Source organism: Acinetobacter sp. YH01008 (assembly GCF_013420435.1).
GTDB lineage: Bacteria > Pseudomonadota > Gammaproteobacteria > Pseudomonadales > Moraxellaceae > Acinetobacter > Acinetobacter pseudolwoffii.
Map to the genome: position 1 here is coordinate 51215 of NZ_VOYD01000001.1, position 19889 is coordinate 71103.

The 19889-nt window shown below is 40.9% G+C and carries 21 protein-coding genes; 20 read left to right on the forward strand and 1 reads right to left on the reverse strand.

The genetic code is table 11. The features are described from left to right. Nucleotides 1-158 precede the first annotated feature (158 nt). The 17 genes from acnD (at nucleotide 159) to FTT75_RS00335 (ending at nucleotide 14163) form a co-directional block, all read left to right on the forward strand. Nucleotides 159-2777 carry a Fe/S-dependent 2-methylisocitrate dehydratase AcnD gene (gene acnD, locus FTT75_RS00255; RefSeq protein ID WP_180185765.1) on the forward strand — a complete coding sequence of 873 codons (2619 nt, stop codon included), beginning with the start codon at nucleotides 159-161 and terminating at the stop codon, nucleotides 2775-2777. A 76-nt stretch (nucleotides 2778-2853) separates the two neighbouring features. Beyond that, nucleotides 2854-3981 carry a hypothetical protein gene (locus tag FTT75_RS15760; protein ID WP_252357266.1) on the forward strand — a complete coding sequence of 376 codons (1128 nt, stop codon included), beginning with the start codon at nucleotides 2854-2856 and terminating at the stop codon, nucleotides 3979-3981. Nucleotides 3982-4116: 135 nt separating this feature from the next. Beyond that, nucleotides 4117-4260: a zinc ribbon-containing protein gene (locus FTT75_RS00265; protein ID WP_004645925.1), complete on the forward strand. Its 144-nt coding sequence runs from the start codon at nucleotides 4117-4119 to the stop codon at nucleotides 4258-4260. A 272-nt stretch (nucleotides 4261-4532) separates the two neighbouring features. Next, nucleotides 4533-4910, forward strand: a complete 378-nt coding sequence (locus tag FTT75_RS00270) for a hypothetical protein (RefSeq protein ID WP_005169548.1) — start codon at nucleotides 4533-4535, stop codon at nucleotides 4908-4910. Nucleotides 4911-5059: 149 nt separating this feature from the next. Beyond that, the gene (locus tag FTT75_RS00275; RefSeq protein ID WP_005097977.1) at nucleotides 5060-5281 is read left to right on the forward strand and encodes a hypothetical protein; all 222 of its coding nucleotides are present in this window, start codon (nucleotides 5060-5062) and stop codon (nucleotides 5279-5281) included. A 113-nt stretch (nucleotides 5282-5394) separates the two neighbouring features. Then, nucleotides 5395-5658 (forward strand): hypothetical protein, encoded by a 264-nt coding sequence (locus FTT75_RS00280; protein WP_100357956.1) that lies wholly within the window; start codon nucleotides 5395-5397, stop codon nucleotides 5656-5658. A gap of 531 nt (nucleotides 5659-6189) precedes the next feature. Next, nucleotides 6190-6438, forward strand: coding sequence for a DUF6868 family protein (locus FTT75_RS00285; protein ID WP_180185766.1), 249 nt, complete (start codon nucleotides 6190-6192; stop codon nucleotides 6436-6438). Nucleotides 6439-6535: 97 nt separating this feature from the next. Continuing rightward, entirely contained in the window at nucleotides 6536-7249 is a 714-nt protein-coding gene (locus tag FTT75_RS00290) for an SIMPL domain-containing protein (RefSeq protein ID WP_005169559.1), read from the forward strand. Nucleotides 7250-7332: 83 nt separating this feature from the next. Continuing rightward, a complete protein-coding gene (locus FTT75_RS00295) occupies nucleotides 7333-7998 on the forward strand; it encodes a pseudouridine synthase (RefSeq protein ID WP_005169561.1) in 666 nt (221 codons plus the stop codon). 585 nt (nucleotides 7999-8583) lie between these two features. Continuing rightward, nucleotides 8584-9516, forward strand: a complete 933-nt coding sequence (locus tag FTT75_RS00300; RefSeq protein WP_180185767.1) for a DUF4041 domain-containing protein — start codon at nucleotides 8584-8586, stop codon at nucleotides 9514-9516. Nucleotides 9517-9775: 259 nt separating this feature from the next. Continuing rightward, complete coding sequence (locus FTT75_RS00305; protein WP_005097967.1) at nucleotides 9776-10165, forward strand: ribonuclease E inhibitor RraB; 390 nt, start codon at nucleotides 9776-9778, stop codon at nucleotides 10163-10165. A 234-nt stretch (nucleotides 10166-10399) separates the two neighbouring features. Further along, the gene (locus FTT75_RS00310; protein WP_005169565.1) at nucleotides 10400-10846 is read left to right on the forward strand and encodes an SRPBCC domain-containing protein; all 447 of its coding nucleotides are present in this window, start codon (nucleotides 10400-10402) and stop codon (nucleotides 10844-10846) included. Nucleotides 10847-10968: 122 nt separating this feature from the next. After that, nucleotides 10969-11307, forward strand: coding sequence for a zinc ribbon domain-containing protein YjdM (locus FTT75_RS00315; protein WP_005097964.1), 339 nt, complete (start codon nucleotides 10969-10971; stop codon nucleotides 11305-11307). 124 nt (nucleotides 11308-11431) lie between these two features. Beyond that, on the forward strand, nucleotides 11432-11797 hold the full coding sequence (locus FTT75_RS00320; RefSeq protein WP_180185768.1) for a 5-carboxymethyl-2-hydroxymuconate Delta-isomerase: 366 nt from the start codon (nucleotides 11432-11434) through the stop codon (nucleotides 11795-11797). A gap of 486 nt (nucleotides 11798-12283) precedes the next feature. Next, the gene (locus FTT75_RS00325; protein WP_180185769.1) at nucleotides 12284-12724 is read left to right on the forward strand and encodes a nuclear transport factor 2 family protein; all 441 of its coding nucleotides are present in this window, start codon (nucleotides 12284-12286) and stop codon (nucleotides 12722-12724) included. Between the two features lie 50 nt (nucleotides 12725-12774). Beyond that, entirely contained in the window at nucleotides 12775-13104 is a 330-nt protein-coding gene (locus FTT75_RS00330; protein WP_257230311.1) for a hypothetical protein, read from the forward strand. Nucleotides 13105-13107: 3 nt separating this feature from the next. Continuing rightward, entirely contained in the window at nucleotides 13108-14163 is a 1056-nt protein-coding gene (locus FTT75_RS00335; RefSeq protein ID WP_180185770.1) for a DUF1176 domain-containing protein, read from the forward strand. A gap of 74 nt (nucleotides 14164-14237) precedes the next feature. Here FTT75_RS00335 and FTT75_RS00340 read toward each other — a convergent pair whose 3' ends face one another. Further along, nucleotides 14238-15005, reverse strand: a complete 768-nt coding sequence (locus tag FTT75_RS00340) for a hydroxymethylpyrimidine/phosphomethylpyrimidine kinase (protein WP_100357951.1) — start codon at nucleotides 15003-15005, stop codon at nucleotides 14238-14240. A gap of 98 nt (nucleotides 15006-15103) precedes the next feature. On the opposite strand from FTT75_RS00340, the gene FTT75_RS00345 reads away from it, so the two are divergent. The 3 genes from FTT75_RS00345 (at nucleotide 15104) to FTT75_RS00355 (ending at nucleotide 19737) form a co-directional block, all read left to right on the forward strand. Further along, nucleotides 15104-15751, forward strand: coding sequence for an HAD family hydrolase (locus FTT75_RS00345; protein ID WP_005169586.1), 648 nt, complete (start codon nucleotides 15104-15106; stop codon nucleotides 15749-15751). A gap of 961 nt (nucleotides 15752-16712) precedes the next feature. Then, entirely contained in the window at nucleotides 16713-18842 is a 2130-nt protein-coding gene (locus FTT75_RS00350; protein WP_180185771.1) for a TonB-dependent receptor, read from the forward strand. A gap of 304 nt (nucleotides 18843-19146) precedes the next feature. Continuing rightward, entirely contained in the window at nucleotides 19147-19737 is a 591-nt protein-coding gene (locus FTT75_RS00355) for a DUF4142 domain-containing protein (protein WP_180185772.1), read from the forward strand. Nucleotides 19738-19889: the final 152 nt, after the last annotated feature.

Below are 19889 nucleotides of genomic sequence, written 5' to 3' on the forward strand. Positions count from 1 at the left end.
CAAATTTATTAAAATAAGCCGATTTATATAATTAAACTATTGAAAATTATAAGATTTGGGAAATGGACTTTCGGCAGCGTACAATGCCTTTATTAAAAAACAAGTCATCAATAAATTTTGATGTGCAAAAAAGAGTAATAAACGAGGGCAGGCAAGCTATGAACAACAACTACCGTAAACCGCTGCAATCCACCCAGCTGGAATATTATGACGTGCGTCAGGCCGTAGAAGATATTCAGCCAGGCGCATATGCCAAACTTCCTTATACCTCCAAAGTGCTTGCTGAGCAGCTGGTTCGTCGTTGTGATCCTGCCATTTTAGAACAGTCTTTGCGACAGCTGATTGAGCGTAAACAGGAACATGATTTTCCATGGTATCCGGCACGTGTGGTCTGTCACGACATCTTGGGACAAACGGCTTTGGTCGATCTTGCCGGCTTACGTGATGCAATTGCAGAACAGGGCGGTGACCCGGCTAAAGTCAATCCAGTGGTACCGACCCAGCTGATTGTCGATCATTCATTGGCAGTGGAATTTGGTGGTTTTGATCCGGATGCTTTTGAGAAAAACCGCGCGATTGAAGACCGTCGTAATGAAGACCGTTTTCATTTTATTGAATGGACCAAAACCGCGTTTGAAAATGTCGATGTGATTCCTGCCGGTAATGGCATCATGCACCAGATCAACCTGGAGAAAATGTCTCCGGTGATTCAAAACCGTGATGGCCTGGCATTCCCGGACACCTGTGTCGGTACAGATTCACATACCCCACATACTGATGCGCTTGGCGTGATCTCGATTGGTGTTGGCGGCTTGGAAGCGGAAAATGTGATGCTGGGCCGTGCGTCTTGGATGCGTCTGCCGGATATTATTGGGGTGGAATTCGTTGGTCAGCGTCAGCCGGGCATTACCGCAACCGATATTGTGTTGGCACTGACAGAATTCCTGCGTAAAGAACGTGTGGTCGGGGCATACTTAGAATTTTTCGGTGAAGGTGCCGACAGCATGTCAGTGGGTGATCGTGCCACGATTTCCAACATGACTCCGGAATACGGTGCAACCGCTGCGATGTTCTATATCGATCAGAACACCATTGATTATCTGACTTTGACTGGTCGTGAAGCAGAGCAAGTCAAACTGGTTGAAACTTATGCCAAAGAGATTGGTCTGTGGGCATCGGATATGACTCAGGCAGAATATCCACGTGTATTGCGTTTTGATCTTTCAACAGTAACCCGTAACATTGCTGGCCCATCCAATCCGCATGCTCGTGTCTCGACATCTGACTTAAAAGAAAAAGGCATTGCAGGTAATCTAGAGGCTGCACGTGCGCAAGAAGCTGAAGGTTTAATGCCAGATGGCGCGGTGATTATCGCGGCGATTACGTCTTGTACCAATACCTCAAACCCGCGAAATACCGTGGCGGCAGGTTTGCTGGCGCGTAAGGCCAATGAATTGGGCTTGATCCGTAAACCTTGGGTGAAATCATCTTTTGCACCAGGTTCTAAAGCAGCAGCGTTATATCTTGAAGAAGCTGGCGTACTCAAAGATTTAGAAAAACTGGGCTTTGGTATCGTGGCTTATGCCTGCACCACTTGTAACGGCATGTCGGGCGCACTAGATCCAAAAATTCAGCAAGAAATTATTGACCGTGACCTGTATGCCACAGCGGTATTGTCGGGCAACCGTAACTTCGATGGCCGTATCCATCCTTATGCGAAGCAGGCTTTTCTGGCATCTCCACCACTGGTGGTGGCGTATGCGATTGCCGGTACGATTCGTTTTGATATCGAAACGGATTCACTTGGTAATGACAAAGATGGCAACCCGATTTATCTAAAAGACATCTGGCCATCGGATGAAGAAATTGATGCACTGGTGAAAGAAGCAGTGAAGCCGGAACAGTTCCGTCAAATCTATATTCCGATGTTTGATTTGGGTGTGAATGAAAAGGCAGCAAGCCCGCTATATGACTGGCGTCCGCAAAGTACCTATATCCGCCGTCCGCCGTATTGGGAAGGTGCCCTCGCTGCACCACGTACCTTAGCCAATATGCGTCCACTGGCGATCTTGGGTGATAACATCACCACCGATCATTTGTCACCATCCAATGCGATTGTGCTCGACAGTGCTTCAGGCGAATACCTGAAAAAAATGGGCGTGCCTGAGGAAGACTTTAACTCTTATGCAACGCATCGTGGTGATCACCTGACCACACAACGTGCAACATTTGCCAACCCGAAACTGTTTAATGAAATGGTGGTGCGTTCAGACGGCAGCATCAAGCAGGGTTCGAAAGCACGTGTGGAGCCTGAAGGCGAAGTGATGCGGATGTGGGAAGCGATTGAAACCTACATGAACCGTAAACAGCCGTTGATCATTATTGCAGGTAAAGACTATGGTCAGGGTTCGAGTCGTGACTGGGCGGCGAAAGGTGTGCGTCTGGCGGGTGTAGAAGCGATTGTCGCAGAAGGTTTTGAGCGTATCCACCGTACCAACTTGGTCGGTATGGGGGTATTGCCGCTTGAGTTTAAGCCGGGTACGGATCGTAAGACTTTAGGTCTTGATGGTACTGAGCTGTATAGCGTGATTGGTAATATTGCGCCACGTTCGACGTTGACTTTAGTAATTGAGCGTTCAACCGATGATGGTAAGAACCAGATTATTGAAGTACCTGTGACTTGTCGTCTGGATACTGAAGAAGAAGTGTATGTGTATGAGGCGGGTGGGGTATTACAGCGCTTTGCACAGGATTTCTTGGAAGGGAATGTGGCTTGATGATTTCAATTGGTCTTATTTGATTTTAATATATAAAAAACCTACATTTATGTAGGTTTTTTATTTGTGAAATTTTATGTACGTTCAACCAGAAATACAGAATAGATTAGATATCTTGTTTAAAGATTTTACCTATGCAGATCCAATATCTGAAAATTTGATTGATGATAAATCTTATATTTCTATTTCTCGTGAGGACTTTCCTGTTGAAGCTATTTTACTGTTTACCTTACATAAAATATGTAAATTCAGTTCTATTTATAGATGGGATAAGATGCATTGGGGAATAGTTTTTAAATATAAAGGTATTGTGAATATGATAAGTTCACATAAATTTGGTTTGAGAATTTATAGTCAAAAAGTAGATGGAAGTACAAATCATAAAGAGGTCATAAATAAACTAAAGAAGAATATTAAGTTTATCGAGACAAAAATATTAGCTCAATATGCTGAAGAACAAATTAATTCAAGCAATTTTACGATTCAAAATAACTTTCATAAGTTAGATAATCAGTACATGTACTTTCGTTATGAAGCTCAAAAATTGTTCGCTAAAGAAATTACCAGGAAAGATAAAGATTTTACGAAAGTACTTTCAAATTATCTTAGGAAAAAAGATTTGGAAAGAGAAGCTGTATATAACGCACTTTCAATGATTGATTCATATTTTAGTAGATTAGAGCATGTATTGGTTTTAATACTTCCATTTGCAAAAAAAGATTCAAAATATGAAATTAAAAAAATCATTGGTCAATTTTGGTCTGAAAAATATATTGAAGTGTTAGGATGCAAAGGTTTATCCAAAAAGATTTATGACAATCTAATTCAAATAAAAGAAAAATATCGTAACACTTTTGCTCATGGTGGATTTGAAAAAAAGAGTCAATCATTTCACTTCCATTTAGAGGGATATGGAGCAGTTCCTGCAACAATGTCTGATTATAAAAATAGCGTCCACTTTACCTCAACTCCTTTAAATGAAGATAAGTTTATTGAAATTGTAAAGATTTTTGACGAGCTTGATAGGTATATCGAAGAAAACTTGGTAGCAGGGTGGAAGTTTTGTCAAAGCGGATTGGATTTGATAATGGATAGATCTTCGTTGAAGAATATGCTTGAAGTTTCTCAAGATCCAGATAATTTCGAGCATTGGCTACAAAATGAGAATGAGAGGTTATGTAATTATATCAATGCTGATTATTAGAACTAACTTAGTGACTAATAGCTAGTCTTCTAGTCTTCGCCCAAACGACACTATCATTTACAAAAATGGACAATAGACATTCATCACCAGAGGGTTATACTAGACGGACCATTTCTAAAACCATGGAGAACAAAGATGGTTACTGCTGGCGAAAAACCCGGAACAGGCTTCTATTTTTGTGTTCAATGCGGACACCGCACCTACTTAGAAATTGGTACTGATCGTTTACCACCGTGTACCAAATGCCAAGGCAATCAATTTAACAATAAGAATGCCTAAGCAAAACAACTCAAACAGTTACCCTCTGTTTTGAACGAAAGCCCTATTACTCGATAGGGCTTTTTGCTGTTTATTAGCTAACCTTTTAGGTAGCAATCAAAAGATCAGGGTGAAAAAGCCAATCATATATGTATAGAAACTTATTAATTTAAAGTAAAACCTAATAAATTCAAAAAATTATTTGAAATTTAAATATAAACGGTATAGCTTGTCTGCTTTAAAAATTAGCTAACCACTTTTAAATTAAGGTTAGATATTTCCGGGGTGAAACAATGAAAAAATTTGCAGCTTTAGTACTAGGCAGTGCAATCTTATTTACTTCAGGCTGTGCCACGATGTTTAATGGTTCAACTCAAACTGTGAATATCCGTAGTAATGATGAATTGGCTAAGTTATATGTCAATGAAGAATATATGGGACAGCGTAATACTGTCTATACTTTCAAAAAGAAAGAAAACTATGTGATTAAGGCAGAGAAGCAAGGCTGTCAAACCAACACCGTTATTCCACAGAAAACATTTGATCCAACAACTTTATTAGGTATTTTCCTGGATTGGGGACTTATTTCTATTCTGGTTGTAGATGGCGCTGCTACTGGAGCATGGCAAAAATTTAGCCAGACAAGTTATGTCGTTGATCCTAATTGCTAATTAATTCAATTAGATTGAAAAAAATATCCCATCATTGAGTGGGATATTTTTTTGTAAATTTACATCTTTTTGAACCTTGATTTTGATTGAAAATTAACCAAATCATCTCCATCTAAAAGCCTAGATTCACCGTATTTAAGGCTGCCGAATTGCAACATTATCTTGATCTTAATCACGACTCAGGTGTTGCCAATTATGAGATTGGTAACGAATTTATTCGGGTGCAATTTAAGAAAACCTCGAAAGTCTATACTTATAGTTATAGCAGTGCCGGTGATCAGCATGTCGAAAACATGAAACAGCTCGCCCGATATGGCGATGGCCTGAACGCCTATATCAACCAACATACCCGTCAGCTTTTTGTACACTAAAACTGGTCTGCTTCTTGCTTCAATCAAAGTCCTAATCGGCAAATATTTAATAACAGCGAAATATCTGCCTTGAAATAGTGCATGTGCACATATTGGAAAGAGGGCAAACACATATGGAAATCAGAGAGTACGCACCAGAATCAGGAAAATTAAGCAAGAAAGCCCACTTTTATTCCGCATGGCCATTAATTCTGATCCTGTTTGGGGGCGCAATTGGCTTGCTCTACGGCGTGATGGCATATTTACTGAATCTAAAAGTCTATAGCTCTGAACTGACGAGACTCAATAAAGTTCTGGCCAATCTGCTGTGCGGGATGTCGGCGATCAGTATCTGGTGGTTTAGCGCACAATGGATTCAGGCTGCTTTGTTTCAATAAATAGTCATCATGTCTTGAAGATAAATTGCAATAAAGGCCATTTTTACAGAATAAAAAAGCGTAAAAAATGAAGAATAGAATTTATTTCCCTAAATTTGGTTTAATAATGAAATAAATTTTCAAAAAATCTAAAAATTAAAAAAACATAGGAAATTAATCCCGTCCATCTTTGCCTAATATAGCTCTCAAGGGTGTGATGGGATCGGAAAGAGTAGCATGCTGTGAGCGGCGCAAAACGCGAGTGCAGTACGAACCCAAAAGGTCTCGATCCGGCTTAGGACGCTATAGACCACAAGTTTATAGGCTATAAGATCAAGTCTTACAAAGATTGATAGTTGAAGTAAACCATTAGACGTTTTCCCAACACCCTAAAAAATTCTCCAGCAGTGCAAATATGATAAATCATTAAAATAACAATAAATCAAAAGCTTAAAATAAATATTCATTCAAGCATGATACAAATCAGTTCTCATTCTCCCAGATCAAATTTGTTATTTTTAAAGCATCAGCTGCGCCCAGTGGGGAATTATGATGAATCTCGATATTTGGTGTCGTTTTCTACTATTTTCCTTAGTCATCAATTACACTATTCTCATGCTCTGGTTCACGGTTTTTGTATTTGCCCGAAACTGGATGAAACAATTGCATGGAAAATGGTTCCGGCTATCTGAAGCCAGCTTCGATGTGATTCATTATTCAGGTATGGTGTTGTATAAAATTGGGATTTTGCTGTTTAACTTGGCGCCTTTAATTGCAATCTATTTAATCAAGCAAAGTTAAGCGCTATGCTGAACTGAATATTTCAATGACAGAAAAATAGCTTCGGATCAGTAGGGTATATAAAAACTAAAACAGGATTTTAAAGGAGTTGAAACAGATGAATCAATTTAAACCGGCACTGATCTTGGGTGTCCTGATTGCTTTGGGGATGATAATTTCAGGATGGATTCTGGGCAATAGCGCCTTAAAAATCAAACAGTATGAACGTATTGTGTCGGTCAAAGGTTTGTCGGAACGCGAAGTCAAAGCTGATGTAGCAGTCTGGCCGATCCGTTTTAACGCAGGCAGTCAGGATCTGGCCCAGTTGTACGATACTATGCAAAACAATACCCAGGAAATTCAGACCTTTCTAAAAAATGAAGGTTTTAGTGCCGAAGAGATCACCAGTGCTTCACCGAGTATTACCGATAAATACGCCCAGCAATACGGCGGTGATGCCAATGTCGCACTGCGCTATACTGCCAGTCAGACCATTACCGTCTATACCCACAACATCGATGCAGTACGCAAGGCACAAAGCCGTCTGGTGGCTTTGGGTAGAAAAGGCATTGCCTTTGCTGGAGATGATTCCGGACAAAGAACCGAATATTTATTTACCAAGTTGAATGACATTAAGCCGGCGATGATTGAACAAGCCACCGAAAATGCCCGCAGTGTGGCAGAAAAATTTGCCGCAGATTCAAAAAGCAGTCTGGGGAAAATCAAGTCCGCCAATCAGGGCATGTTTAGTATCGAAGATCGCGACAGCAATACCCCCTATTTGAAGAAAGTCCGTGTAGTTTCGACGGTGGATTATTATCTGGCAGATTAATTTATCTGGCTATGCGCGGTGATTGACAGGTTAAATACAGCTTGTTATTTTGCGCGCATTGTTCCAGATGCTGTATTCCTAAAATGCCCATCAACCCCGACTTTGTCTATTGCCCACCGCAAGAACCGTTGCATATTGTTTATGAAGATGATGATCTGGTGGTGATTGAAAAGCCGGCCGGATTATTGTCGGTTCCCGGGCGTTTAGCTGAACATCATGACAGTGCTTATTTGCGGGTTCTGGACCAGTATCCGCAGGCTAAAATCACCCATCGTCTGGATATGGCCACTTCAGGTATTTTGATGTTTGCCAAACACCGTGATGCAGAAGTGGCGGTGAGTAAAATGTTTCAGGCACGTACCGTGCATAAAAATTATGTCGCACTGGTACAAGGCAAACTTGAAGGTCAGGGCAGCGTCGAAGTGCCTTTGATGACCGACTGGGAAAACCGTCCGCGTCAGATGGTGCATTATGAACTGGGCAAAACTGCCAAAACCTTATATCAGGCAATAGAATATTTGCCCCAGCAAGACATTAGTCGGGTTTTACTCACGCCCATCACAGGCCGTTCTCATCAGTTGCGAGTACATATGCTGTATCTGGGTCATCCCATTACTGGCGATAAAATCTATCATCCAGAACCACAGCGCAGTCCTTTAAATCGTATGGCTTTGCATGCCAATTATCTGGCTTTTAGCCAGCCGCTGAGTGGTGTTCCGGTTGAGATTGAAGTCGTAGTCCCGTTTTGATTTGGATTATGAAAACGATGGTATCCGGTCAAATTAGTTCTATTTTGTGTAATCATTCAAAATGGTATTTGCCATTTAAAATCGGCTACCTGAATTAAAAATTGTGAGAATTTATTTCAGTCAATGCTCTGAAAATTAATGGTTTTTCATGTTTTTTATTTGAAATCTAATACTTATGCATTGCCCAATCTTCTGTCGATGTAGAACATACCGGTGAATGCTGGCTGCATATCTTGATGATGAGTTTAGGAATTTTTATTGTCTTTATCTGCTGTTATAAGCTTGATATCTTTATTTCTATTGGTTTTTTAATTTTACTGTCATTAATTTTAAACTTTTAAATTATATCCTTTGATATAAAAAATACTGTTAGCTGTTTCAGGATCGTTTTGATTTAAGCTGCAAATCAATTCATGATGTATGACTTGCACATAAAAAATTATAGAAAAATAAAATGAATGAACGACTTAGTGGCGATTAATGGCTTTGATTATCTGGTCAAAGTGATGCAAAATTAACCAGTACTTTATAATAAATTTTTAATTTGATGTTTTAGGGCAATGCCCGGGGTTAAAGGACAGAACAATGCTCAGTATGGCTTTTTTCGTTCTCGCGAGTATTTTATTATGTGCCTTGCTCTGGAGCTTGAAGATCCAGGCTTCATTACGCAGCAATATCCGGTTTTTACAGGAAAATCTGGATCATTCACGCAGCAGACTGGCAGATTATGACGCTCAAGTCGATGAACTGAATTATGACGTGACCCAACTGCGGGTACAGCATGGCAGTTTAACGACTGCGCTGAATAAATATAAAAAATATCAGGATATCTGTGATATCGAACAATATATTATCAACCGGACTTTGCAGGCCGAAAATTTTGTTGAAGTGACCAAACTGGATGCTTCGATCATGATTGATGATCTCAAGGCTTATATTGAAAGCGTGAAAGATTATATCGCCCAGTTTCAGGCAAAAGCCTTGGTCGAAGTTGAACAGCAGGCCAGAAAAACTTTGCAGGGTTATTATGAACAGGCCAGGCAACAGCAGCACTTAGAGGACGTAGTGAATGCCCTGGAACATAAAATCCAGGCCAAGCATTACGGTTTATGTCTGCCAGTACCGCAACTTTTACAACAGCTGATCGCAGGATATAGTGAAACGGATGCGGCTCGGCATCTGCTCGATGTACGTGAAAAAATTCAGCAGGCCATAGCAACACAGCAGATCGCCAGTTGTAATTATATCGATGACAGCCGCCGTAGAAGTATCATTGAAATCTTTAGTTTGGCCTTTAATAGCAAGGCAGATTTATATCTTGCTCAATTAAACAGAGAAAATTTGGGACAGATGTTGCAAGCCTTAAGGGATGATTATGTCCTGCTGAATTATACCGGACAGCAACTGAGTCAGGCCACGATTCAGTCATCCTATCTGGATTTACGTTTAGAGGAATTAAAGTTTGCTGCGCTGGTTGTGCACATGAAGCAAGAAGGCCGGCATCCAGAGACCGTATAGTTTTGATAGGCATCAAGCGCACTAAGTCTTGATGGTAGCTGATAACGAATAGGGTTTTAGCGAAAGATCGATATTCCCGGACGTGATAGGCTGTAAATATTTAAGAAATACCCATTTGACAGATAATTTTTATATTTATAAAAATCATATGTTTATTTATGGTTAAAAGATAATATTTTTTGTCCGGATCTCGATAATTGTCTAAAAATCAGCTAATCTTAGATGCAGAATAAAACAGCATCATAATAAGGATACTTCTATGTCACGTGATTACAATCAATTCCCTGACGATGAAAATGGCAATGTACTGTGGCAAATGCATCAGGATGGCGACGACCTGCAAGAAGCACATGAAATCGAATTTTCGCTGGTGTTTAGTGATGAAGAGCAGGCAGATCGTTGTGCCTTGTATCTCTTAAAGGAAGAACAAAAAATCAGCCTGTTTCAGGATGAAGAAAGCGCGACCCTGGAATGGATTATCACGATTTATGTCTATATGGAACCAACCTACGAGGATATTGTGGATCTGGAACAGTGGTTCAGCAAAATCGCTGCAGAATTTCAGGGTGAATATGATGGTTGGGGCTGCATGGCCTATGTCTATGATGATGAGCTGGATGAAGAAGAAAGCAGTCTACGTAATAGCTGATTGTGCCTGTATTTAAATAAAAAAACCCCGGTGCTGCCGGGTTTTTTTATCCTTTATATTTAGTTATATCGGAATGTCAGGGCTTTAATACAGATACATAGTCATTATATATACCAAATTGAGGATTGCGTAAAATCAGTTCTATGGACGCTCAGCTTGGTCTGGTCAGTCTATACAAGAGAAGGGCAATATCCCTCAATAAAAATATATAATAACAATAAGGGACAAGACAAAATGAGTTACACCCTAAAAATGCATCGAGTGTTTAGTGCACCTCCGGAGCGGGTGTATCGTGCTTTTGTTCATCCGGATGCACTGGCAAAATGGTTGGCACCACATGGTTTTATTGCCAAGGTAGAACATGCGGAAGTCAAACCCGGCGGCAGCTATAAAACCACCTTTACCAATTTTTCCACCGGTACCCAGCACCATTTTCATGGGATTTATCATGAGGTGATTCCCAATCAGTTACTGCGTTATACCGATCAGTTTTCGACGCCAGATCTGCAAGGTGAAATAGAAGTCACTGTGATCTTTGAAAAGGTTTCAGTCGGTACAGGCCTGCATATTATTCAGGTCGGCTATCCCGATTTAGTGCCGCCTGCGGTATGTCACTTAAGTTGGCAGGAATCATTCCAGCTACTTTCCTTGCTGGTGAATCCGCATATCCCGGATAATTAATGCTTGATGATTATGAGCTGGCCTTCAACGAAACTCCTGTTCAAAAGCGCATCTCTGCAAAGATGCTATACTGTGATCTTATTTGTTTCATTTATTTAATTTTTCTCTTTTTCGAGGTTCTTATGGGTCTGCCAAACTGTCCAAAATGCCAATCTGAATATACCTATGCAGATGGCGATCTACTGATCTGCCCTGAATGTGCACATGAGTGGAAAGAAGGCGAAATTACTGAAGAACAAGTGATCATTAAGGATGCTCATGGCAATGTGCTGGCGGACGGCGATAGCGTGACGGTGATTAAAGACCTGAAAATCAAAGGTTCATCTTCAGTGGTGAAAGTGGGTACCAAAGTCAAAAGTATTCGCCTATTGCCGGATGCTGCCGATGGGCATGATATCGATTGTAAAATCGAGGGAATGGGCCCGATGAAGTTAAAATCTGAATATGTCAAGAAAGCTTAAATCTGGCATCAGACTAGAATTTTAACTGGATATGAGACGGTGAATAAATCGTCTCATTGCTAAAATTCAGCGTTTATTTTTTATGTAGTCCCAATCCTCACGTTTTTGATCCGAGATCACTCGTATGCCACATCTGCATCTGGAATATTCTGACAATCTTCAACATCTGATTCAAACTCAGCCGCTCTTGCTGGCCATGCATCAGGCATTGTTCAATGCCGGCTATGTCACCGATCCCGATGATTTAAAAAGTCGTGCAATTATGCAGCAGGATTATGTCATTGGACTGAGTCCACGGACAGATCAGGCCTATGCACATGCCAAAGTCTCACTATTGAGTGGACGTAGTGTCGAAGTGCGTCAGGCGATTTCTGCATTGGTGCTTGAGGTGATGCAGCAATCTATTGCTCCACAGCCCGAATTAAAAATTCAGCTCTGTGTCGAAATTATTGAAATGCCAAAGCAGACCTATAGCAAAGCCACGATTTAAATCCTAGCTTTTAGCTGTGTGGCATCGCGACAGCTTAAGAGTTGTACTTAAACTCTTTACAATTGCTCAGTCTAAAATAAATCAGACGACCGAACATGAATACTATTCCTAAATTCATTTCATCTTATTAAAATATAAACATATTTTTTTATAAATGACATTTTTGGTCATTTACAAAAATACCGCAGAAGTCTTAAAGTGGGTTCAGATAACTCTCTATTCCTGATTTAAATAAAAATAAAGATTGATAGGGCTGTAATGTGGCATGTCTATGCAGATTGCATGAAGTTTTGGACTTAACTTAAAGATTGAAATCAAAATAATATTTTAAATAATATTCAGATGAATTGCAGTGAATAACACAAAGGGGATAGCCAAGCAATTATAGTGCTTGAGCATAATCAAAATAAGAAAAGCAAAAGACCAGAAATTTGGGACAATTTTAATTCCGATTTTAGGTCTGAATACCTGATTGAGGGGGACTTTATGCAGGTTTTTGGGGATGAACAACTGAGTCAGGAAGTCGTGGCATTTCTTCAGCAATGGGACCATGCCATATGTAGTCTGGAGATCCAGGATATTATTCAATTATGCCGGCCAGATATCCGTCTGGTCGATGTCAGTACTGAAATAAAAGGCATAGATGCCTATCAGGCGCTCTGGCTGCAATATCGGCCTTTTATACCTGAAGGAATCCGGATAGAGCGTCAAGAGGTCAATATTCATGTGAGCACTGATTTAGCCTTGGTCGATGGCTATGTTCGGGTGAATTATGCGGTAATTGAGCCGATTTTTCAGTTGGGTTGGTGCCGGGTCAGTATGTGTCTCAGCAAGCAGCAGGGACGATGGCAATTGTTGCATCAACATACCTCAGTACCGGTACAGCTAGAAACCCGTAAGATGCGCAGGATCAAAAGCGTCAGTTAAGTCATAAGCTTAAAAAATTAAGTGCAATATCTTGATAAATGATTACAGGCATGCTTTATCAGGACACCATTCAGCAAAAACTGAATATACTCAAAGACTATCGTCAGGGAGCCGGGATGTGGGACGGTGCAATTCAGACCTTTGACAGGCTAGAAAATTCGATCGATACCCCGAAGCAGGAAGCGAGGAATCCAAATGTGCAGAATGTCAAAGTGGTCGGCCTGGAACCTTCGAGTGAAGAAGCCGCACTGGATTGGCTGAATACAATTCTGAATCCACTGGCCATGATCGGGATTGTGTTTTTGTTCATGGTGCTGATTTTACTGAATGGTAAAGAGATGCAGCCAGCCACCTCGGCAAGCATTTTAAATAAGGACTAAATGATGAAACAACAATGGAAATACAGCATCAAAACCATGAGTGTCGCATTTGGTCTGGCCAGTATCAGCTCATTAAGTCTTGCTGCCATTCAGGGGCTGCATTTTTCACATAAAGATTGGGAAATGGCCTGCGACAATACCGGCACCTGCCGCGCTTCAGGTTATCAGTCGGATCAGGAGATTGATCGACCAGTTTCGGTTTTATTAACACGCGCAGCAGGAACGACCAGTGCGGTACAAGCAAAAGTCCAAATTTTACCCCTGCAAGCTGCAACATCGACAGCTCAGCTTCAGTTACAAATCGCGGGCAAGCCCTATGGTGTTATTCGTTTAGATCAGCAAGGGATAGGTCAATTGAGTCGTACACAAACACAAGCCTTATTAAAAGCAGTTCAAGGCACGGATCCAGTGATATTTAAGAATGCACAATCACGCTGGACTTTGTCAACAGCCGGAGCCAGTGCCGTTTTGCTGAAGATGGATGAATTTCAGCGCCGCCTCTCTACGCCCTCAGCCTTGATCAAGCCTGGGAAAAAATCCAGTCAAGCGGTACTCAAAGCCGCAGCGATACCGCAAATTGTGATACCCAAATATCAGTCAGGCAAGATTACTCAAGCGAAACTGAATACGGCAGCGAGTCAGCAGATGATTCGGAAACTGCAAGCGAGCACTAACGAAGATCAATGCGATTTGCTGTTTAGCCAACATTTTATGCCGGATGATGTCATGATGATTTATCCCATCAATGCTCAAAATCAGCTGATTCAGATCCCTTGCTGGCGTGGAGCCTATAATATGGGCAGCGGTTTTTGGCTGATAGATCAAAACAAGCAACCGAGACAACTGGTGACCACCTCCGGAGAAACCTTTAGCCAAGGCCAGATATTTTCCGGGCATAAAGTACGTGGTTTGGGTGATTGTCTGAGTCAGGACGAATGGGCATGGGATGGTAAAACATTTGTCAAAAGTTTCAGTAGCCTGACCGTACAATGCAAGGGCTTTGCTGGCGGTGCCTGGGATTTGCCGACCTATGTAAGCACAGTCATTCAGGGTAAATAGAAATACCCTCGAAAAATAGAAGTGATAAAAAAAGCCTGAATCATTCAGGCTTTTGAATTTAAAAAAATATTATCTTAGAAGCGCTTTGGAATTCTCTGACCATTCGGAACAGGGATGTCGGCAATTTTTAATACCCCAAACAACCAGGTTTCTGCATGCTGTACCGCCGTTTTGAGTTGATCGCCCATGGCCAGACGCCCGGCGATAAAGCTGGCCAGTGAACAACCCGAACCATGATATTCACCCTCCAGACGTGGACAGCGGGTCTCATTAATCAACTTGCCCGCGATATACAGACTGTTCTGAATATAATCCGGCGTATCTTCATGACCGCCTTTAACCAGAACTGCTTGTGCACCCATATCAAATAGTTTTTGAGTGGCCAGCTGTAGGTCTTCTTCACCTGTTAAAGCACGCAGTTCAACCGTATTCGGAGTTAGAAGGGTAGCCAATGGAATTAGTTGGGTAAATGCTTTGACCAGTGTCGCCTGATTGCCCAATGAACCGCCACTATTTGCCACCAGAACCGGATCGAGTACATACAGATAGTCCGAATGTGCAGTCAAAAACTCCGCCAGTGCTGCGATATTCTCTGTGGTGCCTAACATGCCAGATTTAATACAGCGAATTGGCAGGTCATTCACCACGGCATTGGCCTGAGCCAGCAGCAGCTCTTTAGATGTCGCTTCAAAACCAAAAACCTGCTGTGAATTTTGAATGGTGAGGGCTGTGCAGGCAATTGCTGCATGTGCACCACTTTGACCAATGGCTTCAATATCTGCCTGAAGACCGGCTCCACCTGAAGGGTCTAAACCGGAAAAGCAAAGTACGGTAGGGCGCAAAATGATGTCCTTCATTCACTAAAATTACATTAGTATAGGCAAATTTGAATGAACTCTCGATATTAATTTATATCGGTGCTGATGAGAGGGGATGGGCTGTGATTAAGAATATTTTAATTGATCTGGATGGGACATTAACTGATCCTAAAGTGGGGATCACCACGTCTGCGCGTTACGGTCTGGAAAAGGTGGGTCATCCGATTAGCGATGAGATCAATATCGACTGGATTATCGGTCCTCCCTTAAAAGCCTCGCTGGCCAAACTTTTAAATATCGAGACCGATCATATTCTGGCTGAGCAGGCGTTGATGGCTTATCGCGAACGTTTTGCAGTGAAAGGCCTATATGAAAATCACGTTTTCGAGGGTGTGGCAGAAACGTTGGCAGAACTGAAACGCCGTGGTTATCGTTTGTTTGTCGCTACGGCAAAACCGACGGTTTATGCCAAACAGATTTTAGAGCATTTTGATCTGGCTCAGTATTTTACTGAAATTTATGGCAGCGAACTCAATGGTGACAGAACCAATAAAGGTGAGCTGATTCAGTATATTTTAGAACAGCAACATTTAAAGGCCGAAGGCTGCATCATGGTCGGTGACCGTGAATACGATATTTTGGGTGCACGCCGCAATGGAATCAAATCTATTGCAGTTACATATGGCTATGGCAGTGCAAATGAATTACAACGTGCACAACCTGAATATAAAATAGAAAACTTTGATGACTTGTTAGATTATTTAAAATAAATATTTATTTTTGTGGTTAAATTTATTTTAAACCCCTTAAAAAATTATTTTTTGAGGGGTTTTTTAATTGAATTTGTTAATAACTAGATCGCTTTCATAAACCAGAAAACGACTACTTTTTTGATTGATATTTGTACTCTAATTTTCTTGGCATTCATGCATTATCTGCGGATGAAGTACCTCGACTCCAAGAAGCTTTCGGAACCAAAGTGTAAATGCTAGCGAGATTTCATCGAGTGGTTAAGCAGCAAGGAACGCATTCTAACTCGATGTAGACTACTCAGATAAAGTCATTTTTTGTCTGACTATTGGCGCGAATACCAAACTTTATTTCACGTTGCTACGAATGATAGGATTTTAGAGCCCAGAGCCTCAGGAATTGTACGTTATGCTGAAGACTGTCTGATTCAGTCCTGTCTTTTTCATTTACCGAAGAATTTGCCCGAGGGTGCAGACATAAACTGATCTAATATATAAATCTGATATTTTTCTTCTTTGGTAAGATGAGTGTAATTCATGATGCAATTTTGACTTTGGTCAGTCGGAAACAGCATGCTAGCTCATCTTGCATCTTTCAATGATTTAATCTCTGTTGCACTTCATTTGAGATTCTAAGTTGTTTATGTTTGTTCAGAAAATACAGCAGAACAAGGTTCTGTAGAAATGCTGTTGATTTGTTTCCTAAGCTTATAAATATCTTTATAACTCTCTAGAATGCTAGAGAAATATGTATACAGCACAATATTGAAAAATTCAAAGAAAGACTTTTATAAATTGCTTTGATGTCAAAAAACACCTGATCACGCGGCTTAAGAAGAAAATTTCTATTCATATTCTGATAAAGAAAATTTGAATTTACGGGTCATTAAAGATCAATCCGGTTTAAAGAATAAATAACCTGATTTGCTCCAGCAGTATATAGATTTTTCTGAGTCATATCGAAAAACAGGAACCAAAAATTATGCAGCATCGACTTCAATATTTTCCTATAAAAATCGCATTATCCTGTCTAATCGCTTGTCTGACTCAGATGCTTTATGCCGAAAATGCGGTAACAGAAGTACAAAAACTTGCACCGATTATTGTGCAGGCGACCCGTACTGACCGGGAGCGTTTAAGCACACCCGCTTCAGTGTATTATCTCAATCAGGAACAACAGAACAGCCTGAATGTGAATCTTTCGGAAACCTTAAAGGGTGTTCCAGGGCTACAGCTCAATAATCGTGAAAACTATGCCCAAGATTTGCAAATTTCAATGCGTGGCTTTGGTGCCCGTTCCAGTTTTGGGGTACGCGGCGTGCGTTTATATGTCGATGGAATTCCGGCGACCATGCCGGATGGGCAGGGGCAAACCTCGAATATTGATTTGAACAGTCTGGAGCATATTGAAGTTTTAGGCGGTGCATTTTCATCGCTATATGGTAATTCTTCCGGAGGGACAATTTTAACCACCACACGGGAAGGGCAAGGTGCTGATTCGATCGAACTGGGTCATTCTGCCGGCAGTCAACATAAAGGTCAGACCAAGCTGGTTTTGCAGGGCGGTTCAGAAAATGCCAATGAGCCGAGCTATATGATCAGTTCATCCTATTTTGATACTGACGGTTTTCGGGATCATAGCGGTGCGCATAAAGTTCTGAGTAATGCCAAGCTGACTTGGGATCTGGAGGACGGCTCTAAAATTAACTGGATTAATAATTACGTTAAAATTGCTGCGGATGATCCCGGTGGTTTAACTCGCGAACAGTGGCAAGCCAATCCTAAACAGGTCGCTGAGAATGTCCTTTTATATAATGCACGTAAGGAAACTGAACAGCTGCAAACCGGGATAACCTGGAATAAACCGATCAATGATCAGCATGAACTCTACGGGATGGCCTATTGGGGACAACGGGCAGTGACCCAGTACCAGTCGATTCCTCGTACAGCGCAAGGTGGAGTCAATCATGCCGGTGGCGTGATTGATTTTGACCGTCATTTCTACGGCACTGACCTGCGCTGGACAGGTAAAGATATTTTTCCAAATACTAAACTGATTTCTGGTATTGCCGTGGATGCCATGAGCGAAGAGCGCAAAGGCTACCAAAACTTTGTCGGTGATACCTTGGGGGTAAAAGGTGAACTACGCCGGGATGAAGACAATCGCTTGTGGAATCTTGATCCTTATTTACAAGCATCCTATGCATTCTTGCCAAACGGGACATTCGATGCTGGTTTGCGTTATAGCAATGTGCATTTTAAATCTAAAGATAAATTCCTGTCCAATGGCGATAATTCCGGTAAAACCGATTATCAAAAGTTATTGCCCTCTTTAGCTTTAAGCTGGCAGCCCTTACCCGAATTGATGGCTTATGCCAGTTATGCCCAAGGTTTTGAAACCCCCACATTTACCGAAATGTCTTATCCGGCAAATACTGCTGAAAACCGCAGCTTGAGTTTAAAAGCAGCAGAAAGTGAAAGCTATGAAGTGGGTTTGAAATCTGCTAATGCTTGGGGGGATTTCACCGTAGCCGCCTTTCGGACCAGAACCGAAAATGATATTGTTTCTGCGGGAAATGAGGGTGGGCGCGCTACCTTCCGTAATGCAGATAAAACCTTAAGAGAAGGTGTAGAACTTTCCTGGAACAAAAACCTGTGGCGAGATCTGACAGCACAAGCCAGCTATAGCTATATTGATGCCACTTTTGATGCAGATATTCCTGAACTTCGGAATGATGAAGGAGAGGTTGTAGTATCTAGAGTAGCATCGGGGAACTATATTCCGGGGATTGCCAAAAATCAGGCATTTTTCAGTCTGGGCTGGAAGCCTGAAAAAGGCTTACATGCAGGACTCGATGTGCGTTACTCCGACAAGATTTATGTGAATGACTTAAATTCTGATACTGCACCAAGCTACACAGTCGCTGGTACAAATATTGGCTATCACTGGAAAATGCAGGATTGGGCAGTGAATACTTTTGCGCGTGTCGATAACCTGTTTGATAAAGATTATTCCGGTTCGGTGATTGTCAATGAAAGTAATGGTCGTTTCTATGAACCGGCAGAAGGGCGTCATTGGAGTGCGGGGGTGAGTATGACAAAAGTATTTTAATTCAAAGCATTAAAAGTTACTTTATTTTTATGTGTCTAGAAAATAAAAAAACGACAGGTGATTGGTATATTTTGAAATCTGGGTCAAAATATATAAAACTTGCCATTCGCATATTGATTATTTTAATAAGTCCATTTTTTACTGACCTGAAATAAATAAACTAATCACTAACAGTCTTTGCTTAACTTAATAAACGCTTTATATATTGCTTAAAAAAACAACTCAAACATTACACTGTTTTTAATCTAATTCACCTATTTTATAAAGGCAAAATTAATCAATAAAACCTTAAAAGGATGCCATTATGAAAGCTATTTTAATGAAGAAGATGATTCAGTGTGCTGCAGTCAGTGGTGTATTGGTTTTTGCTGCAGGCCAAACTATGGCAATGAATCAACAATCTAAGAATACTGCTCAACAGCATTCCCAAGTGTCGAATGACAGTCGTGTGACTTTAACTGACAGTCAGGTGATTAAGGTATTAAGTACAGCGAACAACGGTGAGATTAAGCAGGCAAAAACAGCCCTGCCTAAACTGAAGACAGATGAAGCCCGCAAGTATGCCCAAATGATGATTAATGATCATTCAGCAAATGAGAAAAAAGCTCAAGCCTTGGCAAATCGTTTAAATTTAACGCCACAAACCAGCACTCTCAGTACTGGATTGCAAAATGATAGTGATAAGGTGGTGGCCAAACTGAGTCAGTCATCCGTAATAGATAAGGACTATATGATGAGTCAAGTTGAAGTCCATCGTAAAGTGGTGACAATGCTCGACAAGCAGTTGATTTCAAATGCTAAAAATATAGAGTTAAAGAATATGCTGACGCAAACCCGTACTGCGGTTGCTGCACATTTGAAGAAAGCTGAACAAATCGTTGAAAAGATGAAATAATTTAATAATCATTCAATAAAAAAACCGCCATTAATGGCGGTTTTTTTATTCATAATATTTAATTAAAGTAGAGAAGAAGTAAGTAAATAGAAAATCTTTTTATTTCAATAGTAATTTGAAATATAGTATTTTTTCTATAGTGGAATGCTTAT

Coding starts and splice junctions, on each gene's coding strand:
- acnD (WP_180185765.1), top strand. CDS start 159: ATGAACAACAACTACCGTAAACCGCTGCAATCCACCCAGCTGGAATAT.
- FTT75_RS15760 (WP_252357266.1), top strand. CDS start 2,854: ATGTACGTTCAACCAGAAATACAGAATAGATTAGATATCTTGTTTAAA.
- FTT75_RS00265 (WP_004645925.1), top strand. CDS start 4,117: ATGGTTACTGCTGGCGAAAAACCCGGAACAGGCTTCTATTTTTGTGTT.
- FTT75_RS00270 (WP_005169548.1), top strand. CDS start 4,533: ATGAAAAAATTTGCAGCTTTAGTACTAGGCAGTGCAATCTTATTTACT.
- FTT75_RS00280 (WP_100357956.1), top strand. CDS start 5,395: ATGGAAATCAGAGAGTACGCACCAGAATCAGGAAAATTAAGCAAGAAA.
- FTT75_RS00285 (WP_180185766.1), top strand. CDS start 6,190: ATGAATCTCGATATTTGGTGTCGTTTTCTACTATTTTCCTTAGTCATC.
- FTT75_RS00290 (WP_005169559.1), top strand. CDS start 6,536: ATGAATCAATTTAAACCGGCACTGATCTTGGGTGTCCTGATTGCTTTG.
- FTT75_RS00295 (WP_005169561.1), top strand. CDS start 7,333: ATGCCCATCAACCCCGACTTTGTCTATTGCCCACCGCAAGAACCGTTG.
- FTT75_RS00300 (WP_180185767.1), top strand. CDS start 8,584: ATGCTCAGTATGGCTTTTTTCGTTCTCGCGAGTATTTTATTATGTGCC.
- FTT75_RS00305 (WP_005097967.1), top strand. CDS start 9,776: ATGTCACGTGATTACAATCAATTCCCTGACGATGAAAATGGCAATGTA.
- FTT75_RS00310 (WP_005169565.1), top strand. CDS start 10,400: ATGAGTTACACCCTAAAAATGCATCGAGTGTTTAGTGCACCTCCGGAG.
- FTT75_RS00315 (WP_005097964.1), top strand. CDS start 10,969: ATGGGTCTGCCAAACTGTCCAAAATGCCAATCTGAATATACCTATGCA.
- FTT75_RS00320 (WP_180185768.1), top strand. CDS start 11,432: ATGCCACATCTGCATCTGGAATATTCTGACAATCTTCAACATCTGATT.
- FTT75_RS00325 (WP_180185769.1), top strand. CDS start 12,284: ATGCAGGTTTTTGGGGATGAACAACTGAGTCAGGAAGTCGTGGCATTT.
- FTT75_RS00330 (WP_257230311.1), top strand. CDS start 12,775: ATGCTTTATCAGGACACCATTCAGCAAAAACTGAATATACTCAAAGAC.
- FTT75_RS00335 (WP_180185770.1), top strand. CDS start 13,108: ATGAAACAACAATGGAAATACAGCATCAAAACCATGAGTGTCGCATTT.
- FTT75_RS00350 (WP_180185771.1), top strand. CDS start 16,713: ATGCAGCATCGACTTCAATATTTTCCTATAAAAATCGCATTATCCTGT.
- FTT75_RS00355 (WP_180185772.1), top strand. CDS start 19,147: ATGAAAGCTATTTTAATGAAGAAGATGATTCAGTGTGCTGCAGTCAGT.